This window comes from Trichocoleus sp. ST-U2 (assembly GCF_039961875.1).
Classification (GTDB): Bacteria; Cyanobacteriota; Cyanobacteriia; order Cyanobacteriales; family FACHB-T130; genus FACHB-T130.
Window position 1 is genome coordinate 92944 of the sequence record NZ_JAMPJY010000013.1, and the last position, 16252, is coordinate 109195.

15 protein-coding genes are annotated in these 16252 nt (G+C 45.6%); 6 read left to right on the forward strand and 9 right to left on the reverse strand.

The window, feature by feature from the left end:
- Nucleotides 1-233 precede the first annotated feature (233 nt).
- Nucleotides 234-2441 (forward strand): PAS domain-containing protein, encoded by a 2208-nt coding sequence (locus tag NC996_RS11410; protein ID WP_190428818.1) that lies wholly within the window; start codon nt 234-236, stop codon nt 2439-2441.
- A 111-nt stretch (nt 2442-2552) separates the two neighbouring features.
- Here NC996_RS11410 and NC996_RS11415 read toward each other — a convergent pair whose 3' ends face one another.
- On the reverse strand, nt 2553-3029 hold the full coding sequence (locus tag NC996_RS11415) for a peptidoglycan-binding protein (protein WP_190428819.1): 477 nt from the start codon (nt 3027-3029) through the stop codon (nt 2553-2555).
- A gap of 472 nt (nt 3030-3501) precedes the next feature.
- Here NC996_RS11415 and NC996_RS11420 point away from each other — a divergent pair, with 472 nt between their 5' ends.
- Entirely contained in the window at nt 3502-3708 is a 207-nt protein-coding gene (locus NC996_RS11420) for a hypothetical protein (protein WP_190415360.1), read from the forward strand.
- Between the two features lie 34 nt (nt 3709-3742).
- Here NC996_RS11420 and NC996_RS11425 read toward each other — a convergent pair whose 3' ends face one another.
- Nucleotides 3743-4420 (reverse strand): response regulator, encoded by a 678-nt coding sequence (locus NC996_RS11425; protein ID WP_190690335.1) that lies wholly within the window; start codon nt 4418-4420, stop codon nt 3743-3745.
- 184 nt (nt 4421-4604) lie between these two features.
- On the reverse strand, nt 4605-5213 hold the full coding sequence (locus tag NC996_RS11430; protein WP_242037727.1) for a hypothetical protein: 609 nt from the start codon (nt 5211-5213) through the stop codon (nt 4605-4607).
- A 184-nt stretch (nt 5214-5397) separates the two neighbouring features.
- On the opposite strand from NC996_RS11430, the gene NC996_RS11435 reads away from it, so the two are divergent.
- From NC996_RS11435 to NC996_RS11450, 4 genes are all read left to right on the forward strand, one after another.
- A complete protein-coding gene (locus NC996_RS11435) occupies nt 5398-5745 on the forward strand; it encodes a hypothetical protein (protein ID WP_190415708.1) in 348 nt (115 codons plus the stop codon).
- Nucleotides 5746-5849: 104 nt separating this feature from the next.
- The gene (locus tag NC996_RS11440) at nt 5850-7361 is read left to right on the forward strand and encodes an AAA family ATPase (protein ID WP_190415355.1); all 1512 of its coding nucleotides are present in this window, start codon (nt 5850-5852) and stop codon (nt 7359-7361) included.
- Between the two features lie 144 nt (nt 7362-7505).
- A complete protein-coding gene (locus NC996_RS11445; RefSeq protein ID WP_190415354.1) occupies nt 7506-7859 on the forward strand; it encodes a DUF1257 domain-containing protein in 354 nt (117 codons plus the stop codon).
- A 238-nt stretch (nt 7860-8097) separates the two neighbouring features.
- Nucleotides 8098-11688 (forward strand): CHAT domain-containing protein, encoded by a 3591-nt coding sequence (locus NC996_RS11450; protein WP_190690339.1) that lies wholly within the window; start codon nt 8098-8100, stop codon nt 11686-11688.
- Here NC996_RS11450 and NC996_RS11455 read toward each other — a convergent pair.
- From NC996_RS11455 to NC996_RS11480, 6 genes are all read right to left on the reverse strand, one after another.
- On the reverse strand, nt 11685-12047 hold the full coding sequence (locus tag NC996_RS11455; protein WP_190690342.1) for a hypothetical protein: 363 nt from the start codon (nt 12045-12047) through the stop codon (nt 11685-11687). The genes NC996_RS11450 and NC996_RS11455 overlap by 4 nt on opposite strands.
- Nucleotides 12048-12202: 155 nt before the next feature.
- Nucleotides 12203-13261 (reverse strand): 3-deoxy-7-phosphoheptulonate synthase, encoded by a 1059-nt coding sequence (gene aroF, locus NC996_RS11460; protein WP_190690345.1) that lies wholly within the window; start codon nt 13259-13261, stop codon nt 12203-12205.
- Nucleotides 13262-13494: 233 nt separating this feature from the next.
- Nucleotides 13495-13959: a PAM68 family protein gene (locus NC996_RS11465; protein WP_190425690.1), complete on the reverse strand. Its 465-nt coding sequence runs from the start codon at nt 13957-13959 to the stop codon at nt 13495-13497.
- A gap of 15 nt (nt 13960-13974) precedes the next feature.
- Complete coding sequence (gene rpsO / locus NC996_RS11470; RefSeq protein WP_190415339.1) at nt 13975-14244, reverse strand: 30S ribosomal protein S15; 270 nt, start codon at nt 14242-14244, stop codon at nt 13975-13977.
- 85 nt (nt 14245-14329) lie between these two features.
- Nucleotides 14330-14845, reverse strand: a complete 516-nt coding sequence (gene ruvX, locus NC996_RS11475; RefSeq protein ID WP_242037728.1) for a Holliday junction resolvase RuvX — start codon at nt 14843-14845, stop codon at nt 14330-14332.
- Nucleotides 14808-16094 carry a GNAT family N-acetyltransferase gene (locus tag NC996_RS11480; protein WP_190690351.1) on the reverse strand — a complete coding sequence of 429 codons (1287 nt, stop codon included), beginning with the start codon at nt 16092-16094 and terminating at the stop codon, nt 14808-14810. The genes ruvX and NC996_RS11480 overlap by 38 nt, the downstream gene beginning before the upstream one ends.
- Between the last annotated feature and the right edge of the window lie 158 nt (nt 16095-16252).

Genomic DNA, 16252 nt, shown 5'->3' on the forward strand with positions numbered 1-16252 from the left:
TTTACATTTTCTGTGCCAGTTTCCTTCCAATCACCTATGGACTGCATTTTTAAAGCGGGGATGGGAATACTAAAGGATGAAGGCTATAAAAAAATGAAAAACCAGAGAAGTTGAAAGTTACCGTAAAGCGTAGCTTTTCACACTTCGGACTTCATTTTTCAGGGTTTTTAGCCTGTTAATCTGGTGAAATTGTTGAAAAATGGTTGAGTTAAAAAGAAGTGAAGTAATTGCTAATGCCTGAATATCTAGAAGCCATCCGGGAGTGTTGTCGGGACGAAGCCGCCTTTGAAAAGCTCAAACAAATTCTGGCTGACGGCGAGATTGAAACGATTCAGAAAACAACAGACAAGCTAAGACAGCAAAAGTCGAAATTTCAAAGAATGGTTGCTAACATACCGGGCATGATTTACCAGTACCTGCGGTGCCCGGATGGTCGTGAGTCCATCGTCTGTGCCAGTTCCGGGTACCAAGAATTGTTTGAGTTAGAACCAGAAAATATTCAGGCGAATTTTCAACTGCTTAAGGATTTAATTCATCCCGAAGATCTCAAAGGGTATGAAGAATCTGTAGATATTTCTGCCGCCACGCTGCAACCTTGGGCTTGGGAAGGTCGTATCGTCACGCCGACTGGCAAAATTAAGTGGGTACAATGCGCCTCTCGTCCGGAAAAGCAGGCGAACGGTGATATTCTCTGGGATGGCTTGCTGATGGAAGTGACAGAACGCAAGCGAGCCGAAGCAGCACTAGAGCGAGAACGCAGATTATTTATCAGAGGGCCTGTTACAGTCTTCCGCTGGGTTGCCCAAGAAAATCGACCAGTGGAATATGTCTCGCCCAATATCAGTCAGTGGGGTTATCAACCGGATGACTTCATGAGTGGCAGGGTGACGTATGGTAGCGTTATTCATCCCGATGACTTAGCTCAAGTTGAGGCTCAGACTCAAGCGTATGATGCGGCTGGCTTAAATTTTCAGGAACAGGACTATCGCCTGATTCGCTCTGATGGTGAGGTGCGATGGGTTTATGAATTCACCAGCGTTGTCCGCAATGACCAAGGGAACATCACCCACTACGAAGGATATATTCTCGATATCACCAAGCGAAAGGAGGGGGAAGTCCAACTCCGGGCTGCGGGAGAACGCGATCGCGCTAGCATCTGCGCTCTGAGTGCGGCTCGCTTACTAGGAGAGATTGCGTTGAGAATTCGGCGATCGCTGGATCTCGATCAAATTCTCAACAACACCGTTCAGGAGGTTCGGCAATTTCTGCAAGCTGACCGAGTTTTCATCGCTCACTTAGATACCAATTCTCAAGGCAAAGTTGTAGCAGAATCAGTGGTACCGGATTGTCGATCGATTCTCGGCTGGGTGACAAGTGACCGTTACCTCAGAGAACTTAAATCCTTCTTTAAACAAGGTCAGGTTCAGGCAATTGATGATACAGAGAAAGTCGTTAAATCTCGCTTTCATACTGCCTACTACGCTCAATATCAAATTAAAGCCAGTTTATGCGTTCCCATTCTGGTGGGAAACGAGTTTTTTGGAATGTTGATCGCCAATCAATGCAGCGGATCGCGTCATTGGCAGCAGTTTGAAATTGAATTGCTCTGTTCGCTAGCAACCCAAGTCGCGATCGCTATCCAACAAGCACAACTTTACGAACAAGTATCCACTCTGAATACCTGTCTAGAGCGGACTGTCGAGGAGCGCACTGCCCAGTTACAGCAGGTAGTGGCAGAACTCCAAGAAATGAACCAACTCAAGGACGTTGTTTTACATACAGTTTCTCACGAACTTCGGACTTCGGTAATTGGAACTGTAATGGTGCTAAAAAATTTGCTCAATCAGCCAGCGGAAAAAATTACCCTTTCTCGTTCAATTGTCGAACGCATGATTCAAGGGAACGAGCGGCAATTGGGAATGATTAATTCCTTGTTAGAAACTCATTCTAGCGAGGAAGAGGGCATTATCCTCCACTGCGAGCCTATTCAAATAAAGACTCTGTTTGCAAAGATTCTCCAAGGCTTAGAGCCAACGCTGTCGCAAAATCAAGCGACACTAACGAATCTTGTTTCCGCTGATTTACCCTTGGTCATGGTCGATCCAGCTCAGTTACAGCGAGTTTTAGAAAACTTATTCAACCATATTTTGAAGCATAATCCCCCCAAACTGAGCCTACATCTGAGCGCCACCGTTGAGTCTCAAAGACTGCGCTGTACGCTTCAGGATAACGGTATCGGGATGAGCCAACAAGAGTGCGATCGCTTATTCGATCTTTATATCCGAGATCCGAGATCCAGTTGCTCGACTGGCACTGGTTTAAAATTGTATCTTTGCAAGCAAATTATCACAGCCCACGGCGGGGAAATTGGAGCGAATAGCAGTCCTGGATTAGGGACAACCTTGTGGTTTACATTACCTCTAAATCGGGTTGCTTCTTAGCCTTTTAGTCTTTGAAGTTATATCGAATCCGGTTAATTCATCAACCTTATAGAAAAATTTCTTGACGCCTCTCCGTTCACGGAGAGGCGTCAAGAGAGTGACATTCCTTCTTTAGTGAGGAATCTTACTCAAAGCGTGCCAAGTGCGATCGCCAACAATTCCATCCGCAATTAAACCAGAACGCTTTTGGAAAGAACGCACCGCTGCATCTGTTGCTGGGCCGAAGTTTGGGCTAGTTGCAGCAGTAAAATCGCCAGTTGTCTGTAAAAGACGCTGAAGCGTGACTACGATTTGACCTTTGCTGCCTTTTTGCAGGACCGGCATATTGACGGGCGCACCCTTGTAAAGCGCCTGCCAAGTCAGATTTCCCACGATGCCATCTTCTTTCAAAAAGACGCGGTGCTGGTAAGATTTCACTGCATTTTCAACTACGATATCGAAGATTCCATCAATGTCACCGTTATAACTTCCCCAGTGAGTTAAAAGTCTTTGTAGTTCCTCAACCGATGCTCCTTGAGAACCGCGCTGAAGTACAGGTTTGTTGGTCTGGATGTTAGCATTTGCTTGAGTATTAATTGGAGCTTGCATGGTTAGTGTTCCTTGAAGTGATTTGGTGTTCCTTACACTTACTAAGGTAATGTTTCGCTCTCAGCTTCCACTTCACCCAACTAGCTCATTCTTTTGGATGATATTGATTCTTACCACCTTTTAAAAAAGCTTTTATTTAAGTGCTAATGCTTGGCATTTCTCGAAATCATCCATTCGGGTGAATCAAGAGCATGAGGTAGATAAAATAAATCATATTATTTTGATAACTACTGTTTTTTTAAACAGTTGAATTGTATAGATAGGATTTTTTTTAAAGTGTTGTTGACCATCTAAGTAGCTGGACACGATTAAACTAAAGACTCGTGAGTTAGTTTGCTTAGCCTTGGCAATCTTTCATCTAGCTTAAGACAGAATTGATGTTCACCCAGTTGGGTGAGACAAGGGGATGAAGTGCGATCGCTTCTAATCGTCTTAACCTGAGACCTGACACTGAATTCAAGGGTGCATGGTCATGTTGTCATTCTACTTATACGCTCGACGCATGGGGTTTATTCTGATTCACCCGGAGGCAATTACAAAAACTCCCCGTCTGACTAGCAGACAGTCTTTAATTGAGCCAAAACTACAGGTTTCGACGCACCAACAGTCAGCACAGTTTACGGAAAGTAGACATCAAATCGCACAACTTTATCACTTGGAGCGTCGGACATTTCTGTAGAAATACAATGAATCGCATTCCTACAGAATTTGGTTTACACCAGTCCAGAACGAAGCGCGACAACAGCTGCCTGAACCCGGTCATCGACAGACAGTTTGTTCATGATGCCACGGACATGGGTTTTGACCGTGTTGGGGCTGAGGTAGAGGGCGGCAGCAATCTCCGGATTGCTTTTGCCTTCTACCATTAATTTCAATACCTCTAACTCGCGCTGCGATAGCGTTGAAACACTGCCGGTCACTGAAGGCGGTTTAAGATGGTCAATTACTCGTCGTGCAATTTGCGGATCGAGGTAGGTAGCACCTTCTTGGGCGGCAGCGATCGCAGAGAGCAAGCGTTCTACACTGGCACCTTTGATGCAGTAAGCATCCGCACCACTAGAAAGGGCGGCAATAATCTCGGTTTCTGTTGTATGGGAGGTCAATACCACTACCCGGATATTAGGAAGCGCTGCCTTGATTTGCTGAGTGGCGGCAATTCCATCTAGTCTTGGCAGACCAATATCCATAACCACCAGATCCGGTTTCAGTTTAAGAGCAGCTTCAACGCCTAAATAGCCATCTTCGGCTTGTCCGACAATCGTGAACTGCGGATGAGCGGCTAATGACTGCTCCAAACCCAACTGCATCATGGGATCGTCTTCTACAATCAAAACTCGCAATGGCTTTGACTCGGTTGGTAGATTCTGGGGTGATTCTGTTTCGGAGGGCATGGAATTAAATGGCACTTTACACTTATGGTAAAACCACGCGGATTGGCAGGTAATTCGGATAAAGCGGATTTCCTCAGACCAATCCTAATCCCTTCCGGAATTTAAAAAGTAAAAGTTAAAATTAAAAATTGCCAAAGCCCTATATTTTTAGAGAATTTTGAGGTTTTATAGGATTTCGCGCTGATTACTGCCTGGAATCTCCCTCTCTTAACCTCTCTCCCTCTCTTCCTTCCACTTGCAAGGGGATGCGGTATTGTCCGGCAACGTAATAGAAGAAGCGATAATAATTGGGAAATTCTTTGGAGGGCGATCGCCCCTGCCAGTAGTAGCGTATCCTTCCCTGAATCAGTGTCAATCGCATCAAACTGATATCTGAACGTAGTTCTACATAAAGTTTTCCGGTAACTCCTTGTTGGGTAGTAAAGTTCTTCTGCGTGAATTGATGGGGAGTTTTTTGCCCTGATGGCGCAAGTTCAATTTCTGGCAAGCGATCGCCTGCCACTCCTAATATTTCCACCTCTGGGTCTTGAGGATCTCTAAAAGCTCGTCCATCCCGATTGTCTGGCATTGGCGCAGCAATCCAGGTACTGGGATAAGGAAACTCGAAGCTATAACGCGGGTTTTTATAAGTTTTCCAGGTTGGCGACTGGGTATCCGAGGCGCGACAACTCCACAGCATTACACAGAGTGCGATCGCATAAACAACAACACGCCAGCTGCAACAAGCTTCGACTCTCTGACTTCTAACAACTGATCTAGGACGCCGGACGCCTCTGGGAACGTTATTTAGCAATGGACACCGCCGAAACCTATCTCCGTTCTGCTTGCTTATATTCCTTACGCCAGTTCATCCGACTCTGCCGGAAATTATTAAGCAATGTAACAATATTGCCGTCATGCTGGCATGATGTCTTGACAGCCCGGAATAAGGCAGATAACCTGTGAAATATACCCGGGTAGAACAACTGAAAAGTTATATGCAAGACAAGCAAAAGGTTACGTTGTATCTTCCTCCAGGTCTCCATCGCCAGCTCAAAATTCGCTCAGCTGTTGACACGGAACCCATGTCAACAATTGTCGAAAGAGCGATCGTCTTCTACCTGGCTAACCCAGAAGTGGTTGATGAGGTAGAAGCAATCCAGGGAAGGACTCACCGAGTCTATTCCTGTCCGGAGTGTACTAGCTCTGTGGTACTGCGAGATGGAGAAATGGTTTCCCTGGATAATCAACCAGGTGTAATCGCTGAAGAGCTGACTACCCTTGAAAATGCCAGAGGTGAACTCGGCACGGATTCTCAGGGAGAAGAGGCATTGGTTCCCTGTTAAAGTTCCAAATCCTCCAGACTGCTTGAATTCCTCGCTTGCTCAGGTTGGTTGCGGTTGATAAATGTTTGGCTAGTGGTTGTGCCGTCTCTAATGGGTCGATAGATATGAAAGAAGAGCTAGATATTCTGGTTCAGGCTCAATACCCCCTCATCTACCTAGTAACTTCCGAAGAAGAGCGGGCGGAGCGAACAATTGCCAATATTGCTCAGACAAAATCCCTGGCTCGGCGCGTCTACATTTGGACTGTCACCCACGGCATAGTCGAGTACGGTCAACCCCGCCATATTACCCAGCACAACACCGTCTCCCCAGAGGCAGCGATTGAATGGGTAGTACGCCAAAGAGAGCCTGGTATCTTTATTTTTAAAGACTTACACCCCTTTATTGACTCACCGGCAACAACGCGGTGGCTGCGGGATGCGATCGCCAGCTTCAAAGGGACGCAGAAAATTATCATTCTCATGTCACCCGTTCAGCAAATCCCCATTGAGCTGGAAAAGGAAGTCGTTGTTCTAGACTATCCTTTGCCAGATTTGGCAGAACTGAACCAAGTGCTATCTAGCCAGTTAGAGCAAACCCGTTCTCGCCGCACCACAACTGAAGTTCGGGAAAAACTGCTAAAAGCCACCTTGGGTCTGACGCGGGATGAAGCCGAAAAAGTTTATCGGAAAGCTTTCGTTAAAACCGGGCGTCTGACGGAAACAGAAGTCGATATTATTCTTTCTGAGAAAAAGCAGCTAATCCGCCGCAACGGCATCTTGGAATTTATCGAAGAAGATGAAACCATTGATTCGGTTGGCGGTTTAGAAGAGCTAAAGCGATGGCTGAGACAACGTTCCAATGCTTTTACAGAGAAAGCAAGGGAATACGGTCTGCCCCAACCCAAAGGGATGTTAATCCTAGGGGTACCGGGATGTGGCAAATCTCTCATTGCCAAAACCACTGCCCGCCTCTGGAGTCTGCCACTTCTGCGCCTAGATATGGGCCGAGTGTACGACGGCTCAATGGTGGGGCGCTCAGAAGCTAACTTGCGGAATGCCCTGAAAACGGCTGAATCAATTTCCCCAGCGATTCTCTTTATTGATGAACTGGATAAAGCATTTGCCGGTACTTCTGGGTCTGCTGACTCAGACGGGGGTACTTCCAGCCGCATCTTTGGTTCTTTCCTTACCTGGTTACAAGAAAAAACGTCTCCGGTGTTCGTGATGGCAACTGCCAATCGGGTTGAACGCCTACCGGGTGAGTTTCTCCGCAAAGGACGCTTCGACGAGATTTTCTTTGTAGACTTGCCGACTGCGGAAGAACGCAAAGAGATTTTCAATATTCACCTTAGCAAGCGGAAGCGAGACATTTCTCGCTTTGACCTCGACCAGCTGGCTAAGGTATCGGATGGATTTTCCGGGGCAGAAATTGAGCAGGGATTGGTCGCGGCAATGTACGAAGCGTTTGCCCAAGACCGAGAATTTACCCAGCTCGATATCATTGCGGCAATTAAAGCCACTCTGCCGCTTTCCCGAACCATGAACGAGCAGGTAACGGCCCTGAGGGACTGGGCCAGACAGCGAGCGCGACCTGCTGCGTCCTCCGTCGCCGAGTATCAGCGACTGGAGTTCTAAAAGCTTTCTCCTGCTCCCAACAGGAGGAAAGGCTAGCAGTTTGCTAGCAGTTTGACAAAAAAAGCCGCCCAGTAATGTGTCCAGGCGGCAGACTCACATCCACAAGTTGTCGTTTCTCTTAACTCTCTACTGGAGGAAATCCAAATGTCTCACTTTAGCACTCTGCGTACCAAAATCACCGATGCCGAAATCCTGAAAGCTTCTCTCCGCGACCTGGGTATCAGCGTTAAGACCGAAGCAGATGTTCGGGGTTATAACGGTCAGCGGGTTCGTTCTGACATCGTTGCTGTTCTGGAAGGCGAGTATGACCTCGGTTGGTCTCGCAACAGCGACGGCTCTTTCGACCTGATTGCTGACCTGTGGGGCGTCGCCAAGAAGCACAACCAAACCGAACTGATTAACTCGATTAATCAGAAGTATGCCGTGAACAAGACCTTGGCTGAAGTCAAGCAACGCGGTCTGCAAAATGCCAACGTCAAGTTGGTTGTGCAAAAGTAATTTGTGTGCGCGTTCCCAAGCTATCGGGTTAATCAACTTTAGGTTAGCCCGTTTTTTCTATCACCCAGCTCTAGCCAGAGCTGGGTAATTTTTTTATGGGAGGAATGATCACAATAGTGGGGAGATCGCGCTTTTAATGTGTTTCTTGATGTAGCTTGCATTGGAAAAATGCGATCGCATCCCCCTTGGTAGCTGAGGCGAGAATAAATCTATCCACTGAAGAAAAGCTGTCTTGGGTATGGCAAAGCATTGGATTTGGAAATTCAGTTATGACTCCACTGACTCCTTAATGTTCTTCGAGATGTTTGAGACATCTGGAGTAACTGGACTCTGGAGGTTACGTAAATCAAAGAATTACACAGAGGCACTTGCCGTACTTGATAAGCACTTGCAGACTCGACCTGACGATCCCAAATTGTGGGTTAGTAAAGGTATTTTATTATGTGAATTACATCGCTACAGAGAATCAATTAACAGCTATGACAGAGCTTTAAAAATTAACCCTATTTATGCTATAGCGTTAAATAATAAAGGCTGTCTACTGATAAAGTTGGAACAATATCAAAAGGCTCTTTCCACCTATGACAAAGCCTTAAAAGCTCGCCCTAACTATGCCATAGCCTTTAATAACCGAGGGATTGTTCTGAGTTATAAAAAAAACTATAAAGCAGCAATTTTTAACTATAGAAAAGCATTGGAAATAGTACCTCAATATCACGCGGCGTGGCACAATTTAGGTAATGTATACTGGTTGTCAGGTCGCTATCTGTTGGCAAGCCACAGCTACCTCCAAGCTCTGAAGTATAGTTCTGGCTATCAGGCAATATGGAGTAACCTGAGTGATGCATTACGATTCTTGAGTTACTATCCATTAGTTACTTCTGACTACTGTAAAGCTCTGATATCCAAACCTGATTATTATCGATTTTGGAGGCAGTTAATTGGAAATCTGAACATTGAATTAAAGCAGTACAAAGCTTTATTTAGGAAATGGCTATCGCTGTTCAGCATAGGTTTCTACGAAAAAACCAATGACAGTGACCAAATTGCAAAGGCTATATCTAATGACTATAAGACGTATAGAGAACGCGGAATTCAAGCATTCACGCAGAGACAGTATATAGAAGCGATCGCTAGTTTTGAGCAAGCTGTAAAAATCCAACCTAATAACTGGAAAATTTGGCATGATCTAGGAATTGCATTGTTGCGATTAGGACGATATGCAGAAGCGATCGCTAGTTTTGAGCAAGCCCTAATAATTAACTCTGATGATATTAACTCTCAGCATGAGCGAAGAATTGCGCTAGATTTATTAGTACGGCATCTAGCAGAGATTGCCACCAGTGTTTACCAACTTTTAGAGTTTAACCCATCTGACGATTTAGACTGGTACCGATTGGGTGAAAAACTATTTGATTTAGAACAATATCTGGAGGCAATTGCCAGTTTTGACAAAGTTCTAAAAATTAACCTACGCTACCACAAAGCTTGGTACAAGCGAGGTTTAGCTCTATTCCAGAGAGGTTATTACGAGGATGCAATTGTCAGCTTTGACAGTGCAATGGAGATTAAGCCTAACTACTACGAAGCCCTTTATTATAAAGGTCTTGCACTATCTGGTATAAGTCGTCATAAAGAGGCAATTGACAGCTTTAACCAAGCTCTCGAAGTTGCACCCAACTCCCATGATGCTTTGAAGGCGAAGGGAATTGCATTATATGAATTAGTTCGTTATCAAGAGGCAATTGAAAGCTTCGAACAAGCTTTTTCATCTCAGTACAAAGACTACGAAGTCTTGTATAACCTCGGCAATGCACGGAAAGCTATAGGACGCTACAGTGAAGCGATTAATGATTTTAACCGTGCCTTACAACTAAACCAAAACCAGTGCTGGTCAGCTTGGAATGAAAAAGGCTGGGCTATTTTTAATTTTAAACCTTTTGGGTACCAAGAAGCCTTGGATAATTGGACAGAAGGCTTGCATGAATTTCATACTGTTCCAGAAGCTGTTGGTGCTTTATACCATTCTATTAGTCTTGCTCATGATAAGTATGGAGATATACAGTACAGAAGAAATGACAAAAAATGGTATTGGAGAGAAGCAAAAATTTGTTTTCAGTTTGCTTTAAAGTTTTTAACGGCTGATACGTTTTGCCAGCAACGCCTGGAAGTCTTGAAAAACCTGCTTCCAGTGTGCTATAAGTTAGCTGAAGTTGAGACAGACAAACAAGAAAAGGAAAGGCAAAAAGAAGAAATTGAAGCATTGAGGATGGATGGACACGATCTTTTAGCAAAATTAATTAATCAAACTCCATCTAAAGGTAAGCAGTTTCAGTTATGGCTAAAGTTTCTGATATTTAAACAATTGAGGGTAGATGAATTAGCTCATTCACAAAAAATAGAGGAGCAAATACAAGCTCTAGAGTTAGCTGAAAAGCACAAAAATCTTTGCCTTAGATATTCACGCTATGGTTACAGCAACGCCAAGTTTGATAGCCCTAGTTATTCAGATATTAAAAAAATTTTAAATCCAAAGACAGCAGCAATATATTGGCACGTTAGTCCAGCAGCAATCACCACCTTCATCCTCAAATTTAACAAACCTCTAGTGATATGGAGGAGTAACCAAGCTACTAATATCTGGGGAAGACTGTTCCAGCAGATAAAAAAAATCTGGTCTGTTTATAGTAGTCAATCTAGATTAAGAGGCTTTGATTACCCAACCAATGCTGAACAATTAAAATTGTTTGAGGCATGGCTTGACCAGTGGAAAGTGAGTTATGAAGAGTATCGGCTTAGTCCTATAAAAACTGACAAACAAGAAAAGGAAAGGCAAAAAGAAGAAATTAGAGAATGTTTTTGGTTCAAAGAAATGGAGCCACATCTGAAGGAGCTAGAAAAAATCCTCTGCATCCCAGCAATCACCAAAGAATTAAAGGGAGTTACTTATCTGGTATTAATTCCCCATCGCGACTTACATCTGTTACCTATTCATGCTCTTTTTCCTCAAGACTTTATAATTACATATCTGCCCAGTATCCAAGTTGCTATTGATTTAAAACAATATACATATGAATCTGGGCAACAGTTGTTGATTGTAGAAAATCCCAGTGATGACTTGCCCTATGCTGCTATGGAATCTACTCTTATTAGTCAGATTTGTCCTAAACCCTCCAGTTGCATTATTAAAGGTAAAGAAGCAACGAAGACTAATATGCTGGGTGCTTTGCAAACCAGTAATAAATTAGGCATATTTCATTTTTCCGGGCATGGGGAATATATTATCAATCAACCTTTGGAGTCAGCATTGTACTTAGCAGGTGAAGATAAATTAACACTGCGTTATATATTTGATCACCCCTCAGCCTTTAGTAATTATCGCCTTGTCTGCCTCTCCGCTTGCGAAACTGGCATTACTGGCAAGAAAGACCTGATTGATGAGTTTGTAGGTTTGGTCAATGGTTTTTTGGTATCTGGTACTAACAATGTAGTCAGCAGTCTTTGGAAGGTGAGTGACATTTCTACAGCTTTCTTAATGATTAAGTTCTATGAAAACCTTAAAGACCTTCCTAATCTGAAACCGGGAGATGCGGCGTTCGCACTTAACCAAGCCCAGATATGGCTACAAAATCTCACTAGTGAAGATTGTGAAAAATTCCTAGATCGATTAAAACCTCAAATTGAGCAAATCCTTGCCGAACTTTCTCCAGGCAAGCGTTTTGTATTTGAGGATGCTATTAAGGAAGCTCGGAAGGAAATACGCGATCGCCAACCCTGCCCCTTTGCTAACCCCTTCTACTGGGCTGCCTTCACTGCCACAGGATACTAGAAATTTTTACAAAATTCATACACCTTTTTCTTGGTAACATACATAACAACTAAAACTGCCAGCGCTTTGTCTATTTGACTCACTGCCGTTAAATATCCAATTGCAAAGTTAAACGAGCCATCTAATAAGTCTTTTTTACATTCTTCCTTACAAATAACAGGGCGTAATTTATCGGCAAACTCGTTTAACCAATTGGGCGCTCTAACAATTTCTATTTTGGCTCGTCTTGCCAAAACTACCGCTGCATCTTCTAAATCTCCCTCACATTTCTCAATTACGCTCAAACCTTCTAGGGCTTCTAGATCATCTGCTAGTTCAGAGCGAAACTTCTGGATTTCTTCTGTTGTAACGGTAGTCATAGGATTATGCTTGCAATAAGCCCAGCTAGAACAGATTCAGCTAGGCAATTACCAATATTCTGGCATACGCCCTATCGCTTTATGGATGGCTCAGGCTGATAGGAAAGAGATCGCATTCATAAAAAAAGGGTGAGCATTTGCCCACCCTTGTAACTCTAAGCTAAAGCAACAGCAGGTTCAGGCCACCGACCTACGGCTTTGCCAATTACAGACATTTCTAGCATCAGGCGGTCGAAACGCTCTGGAGTCAGGGATTGAGGGCCGTCAGAAAGCGCTTTCTTCGGGTTGGGGTGGACTTCAATCATCAACGAGTCAGCACCAGCAGCGATAGATGCCATCGCCATCGCAGGCACGTATTCAGACTTACCTGTACCGTGACTGGGGTCAATCATAATTGGTAGGTGAGTCAAAGTTCTCAGCACCGGAATTGCCGACAAATCCAGGGTATTGCGCGCATATTGACGGTCAAAGGTGCGGATACCGCGTTCGCACAAAATCACGTTCGGGTTGCCAGCAGCCATAATATACTCCGCCGCCATCAACCAATCTTCAATCGTCGCCGCCATTCCCCGCTTCAGCAGCACAGGCTTTTCTTGCGCCCCTACTTTCTTCAACAGGGAGAAATTTTGCATATTTCTGGCACCGATTTGGATCACGTCAGCAAATTCTGCCACCACATCCAATTCAGGGCTATCCATCAATTCCGTAATAATGCCTAAACCTGTTGCTTCCCGCGCCGCCGCTAGCAAATTCAAGGCACTTTCACCGTGTCCTTGGAAAGCATAGGGCGAAGTCCGAGGCTTATAAGCACCGCCGCGCAAAAACTGCGCTCCCGCCGCCTTAACTCGACGTGCGGTTTCAATAATCATTTCTTCGTTTTCAACCGAACAAGGGCCAGCCACCACTACTAAAGGATGGTGTTCGCCAAAAGTGACATAACCGTTAGGCGTTGATACAACAACTTCGCTAGCTTCACCGTGACGATAATCGCGGCTTGCCCGTTTAAAGGGCTGCTCAACCCGCAGAACCTGTTCAACCCAAGGGCTAATTTCTTGCATCTGGAGGGGATCTAAGTCAGCCGTCTCACCAACCAGACCTAATACCACCTTGTGCTTCCCAACTATTTTTTCTGGTGTCAGTCCCCAAGTACCGAGTTCGGCGCTAACGCGCTCAATCTCAACCTCTGGAGTGCCAGCTTTCATGACTACAATCATTTTTCCAAATCCATAATTCGGTTGTTTATCTGCCGAATATCTCCTTTTTCAAAAGTCACCAGAGATAATACTTCTCTAGCTTTGCCTAGATAGACCGCCGAGTTTATCTCTCCAGCAAAAAATGAAAATAGCCTGGGGTTCAAACCCCAGGAAAGAGCGAGACCGATGGCAATCGTCCTCTAAACAACTTATAAGTAAAACTCACCTTTGAACTGCTGGTATTTGCGCGGGATTTATGAATCCTTTTGCCCAGCAGAGCGCCATGCTGCTGTCATCCGTCCCCAGTTCGTGGTGAACTCGTTCCAGCCGATTTTACTACCCGGTCTCTCTTCATCCCAGGAGGCTGAGAGAACCCCGTAACTTAATCCCAGAACGCCCAACCCAAAGAAGCCCATACTCACAAGTACAACTGCGGCGTTGGGCAACTTGAACCAGTGCTGGCTAACCACGACATAACTGACAATAAAAGTCAAAATGCCTAAAGCGCTAGGAATTCCACAAAAAAGAGCCATCCGGCGAGCCATGCGTTTGCTCACCACCTCTGGGACTGCCGAAGATTCGAGCTTTCTTGGAGAAGGCTCTTGACCTTCCTTTTTGGCAGTGCTTGGGGTTGTTGGTTGGTTTTTCGCTGGTTTTTTGCGATTCTTCTTAGCGGGTTCAAACGGTAAGCGATTCCGTTGGGATTCTTCTGAAGACATAAGTTTATCGGCGGTTTAACCGCGAATACCCAGGCGACCAATCAAGGCTTGATAGCGGGGTCTATCTTCCTTTTGCAGGTAGGACAGGAGACGCTTTCTGGTACCAATCATTGTCAACAAACCTCGCCGGGAAGCATGATCCTTCTTGTTGGCTTTGAGGTGAGTGCTGAGACGATTGATGCGTTCTGTCAGCATCGCAATTTGGAGATCCGTCGAGCCAGTATCAGTTTCGTGAACCTGATACTCCGTCATAATTTCGTGTTTACGCTGTTGCGGCAGAGTCATGGATAAAGTCTATTTTTAGAATGCAGCAATCTCTCATATTATCATCTGATTTGGAAATCGGTGATGGAGAATCGGGAATTGCGAATCAACTGGGAATTTCCGATGTCTCTGCCTGTGTCTGTATCTGTGCGCCAGACGCGATATAGGTTGTTTCTACAAGTTGCTTTGCGACTTTGTTTGCGGCTCGACGTTCATCTAACCAGCGTTGCAAAATCAAAGCTGCCGCCTTGCGGTCAATTAGAGGTTTATTTTGGGAGAGCGATCGCCTTTCTGTTTTCAGCAGTTCCTCTGCCTCATAAGACGTGAGCCGCTCATCCATATATTCCAGCGGTAACTGGAGAGCCGCTGCCACTCTTGTCGCAAATTTCTGCACCTGCTGCGCCTGAAACCCTAGAGTTCCATCCATTGCATAGGGTAAGCCGACGACCAGAACTTGCACTTGTCGCTCCTCAACCAGGCGTCGCAGTTGCTCCATATCCCGCTCAAAGGAAGTGCGTTCGATCGTAGCGATTCCGGTGGCAATCAATCCAGTGCCATCGCAACCAGCTACCCCAACCCGCTTTTTACCGACATCCAAACCCAGTGCCGAGATTCTCTCCATTCTCTTCTCCCCGCTCTGTGCGGCTAGCTTTCGTGGCATCAAGGGATTGGGAATTTAGCACGATTCCCCCTTTTGGAGGCAACGCCACAGAGGACGATAAATCCTTCTGCGGTTCTACCTGCGGCTTCTTATGCTTTGACTTCAGCCAAGACATCCGCCCCGGTACTGCTTTGCGAGCGGGTTGGAGACCCTGAAGCATTTCCGCCAACTGTAGCCCTTCTAGGGAAATGGGCTTTGCCTCCCGTAGCTTGTGCCACACAGAACGAGACATCAGGAGCGAGTGGGAAATTCGTTCTGCCCCCAATTGTTCCAAATATTCTTCTCGTTCTGGCTGATAGTCGGCTGAAGCCAGTTGTAAGGACTGGGAAGGGTAATCCTTAGCCATCCGAGCCATTTGGGAAAGTAGCTCCGGGTATAACCAAGTGTAGGCTGGGTGTACGGTCAACTCAGCGACATGGGGTTGGGAGCCATCGCGGGACAGAAAAATTTGAAAATAGCCAATTGCTGCCTTGCGCTGCGGTTCAAATACGTAACCACTAACGCTAACCGTCTTGCCAATCCATTGCTTCAAGCTGGTGAGAAACCCGCCAGCGAAGCTAGTTTTGAAGTCATGGATGTGACGGTCATAAACTTGGCGTAGCAGCGGTGGCATTGACACCGTATCGAGTTGATAGAGTAACTGGGCATCAGCATTGCTGACTGGGAGAAGATTGGGTAAATCCGGTTCGTGCTCTTGCAGTGACGAAAGCAGCTCTGGAGCGATCGCCCAATAAGTCAGCTGAGCCAAAGGTTGAAACCCATTCTGGCGGTAAAGAGCCAGTGTTGCTTTGTTGTTAACATTGACTTCCAACACCCAGGTACGCGCTTCCAAGATTGACTCAAAGCAATAACGTAAAAGCTGCGAGCCAACTTCCGCCGGTACCCCTGTCTCCAAAACTACCTGCTCAACCCGCCAAGTGCTGCGCGTGCGGTTGAACGGTGAAACCTGGATCGTACCGCGAACTTGGTTATCCTGCTCCGCGACATAAACGCAAAAAGTGTGCTGACAAGGATTGGGAAACCAGCTCAAGAACTTCAGCGGGCCAAACCAGGGTCGAATTTGATGAACTTTTCTACCCAGATTGTCCGTTGAGTAAATTTGGTCTCCTGCGTCAAAATCTTCTGCGGCTAGCCGTTCCAGCGCATCTAGATCGCGGTATTGAACGGGACGGATCGCAATTTTGGTTTCTTTAGGCAGAAATGAAGTCATGTTAAGTACATGCGCCATGAAGCCGATAGGGTCGAGCGAGCTGCTCTTGGAGAGCAAGCCCAGCTTAAAAACGCAACCAATAGGTTTTTAGTGAAAAAGCCTTTTAAGTGTTGCTGCCAATATCTTAACTGCTTTCCCCTACTGACCGCCGACCAGGA

Excerpts from the sequence above, each read along its gene's own strand:
- NC996_RS11410 (WP_190428818.1), top strand. The coding sequence starts at position 234 with ATGCCTGAATATCTAGAAGCCATCCGGGAGTGTTGTCGGGACGAAGCC.
- NC996_RS11415 (WP_190428819.1), bottom strand. The coding sequence starts at position 3,029 with ATGCAAGCTCCAATTAATACTCAAGCAAATGCTAACATCCAGACCAAC.
- NC996_RS11420 (WP_190415360.1), top strand. The coding sequence starts at position 3,502 with ATGTTGTCATTCTACTTATACGCTCGACGCATGGGGTTTATTCTGATT.
- NC996_RS11425 (WP_190690335.1), bottom strand. The coding sequence starts at position 4,420 with ATGCCCTCCGAAACAGAATCACCCCAGAATCTACCAACCGAGTCAAAG.
- NC996_RS11435 (WP_190415708.1), top strand. The coding sequence starts at position 5,398 with ATGCAAGACAAGCAAAAGGTTACGTTGTATCTTCCTCCAGGTCTCCAT.
- NC996_RS11440 (WP_190415355.1), top strand. The coding sequence starts at position 5,850 with ATGAAAGAAGAGCTAGATATTCTGGTTCAGGCTCAATACCCCCTCATC.
- NC996_RS11445 (WP_190415354.1), top strand. The coding sequence starts at position 7,506 with ATGTCTCACTTTAGCACTCTGCGTACCAAAATCACCGATGCCGAAATC.
- NC996_RS11450 (WP_190690339.1), top strand. The coding sequence starts at position 8,098 with ATGGCAAAGCATTGGATTTGGAAATTCAGTTATGACTCCACTGACTCC.
- NC996_RS11455 (WP_190690342.1), bottom strand. The coding sequence starts at position 12,047 with ATGACTACCGTTACAACAGAAGAAATCCAGAAGTTTCGCTCTGAACTA.
- aroF (WP_190690345.1), bottom strand. The coding sequence starts at position 13,261 with ATGATTGTAGTCATGAAAGCTGGCACTCCAGAGGTTGAGATTGAGCGC.
- NC996_RS11465 (WP_190425690.1), bottom strand. The coding sequence starts at position 13,959 with ATGTCTTCAGAAGAATCCCAACGGAATCGCTTACCGTTTGAACCCGCT.
- rpsO (WP_190415339.1), bottom strand. The coding sequence starts at position 14,244 with ATGACTCTGCCGCAACAGCGTAAACACGAAATTATGACGGAGTATCAG.
- ruvX (WP_242037728.1), bottom strand. The coding sequence starts at position 14,845 with ATGGAGAGAATCTCGGCACTGGGTTTGGATGTCGGTAAAAAGCGGGTT.
- NC996_RS11480 (WP_190690351.1), bottom strand. The coding sequence starts at position 16,094 with ATGACTTCATTTCTGCCTAAAGAAACCAAAATTGCGATCCGTCCCGTT.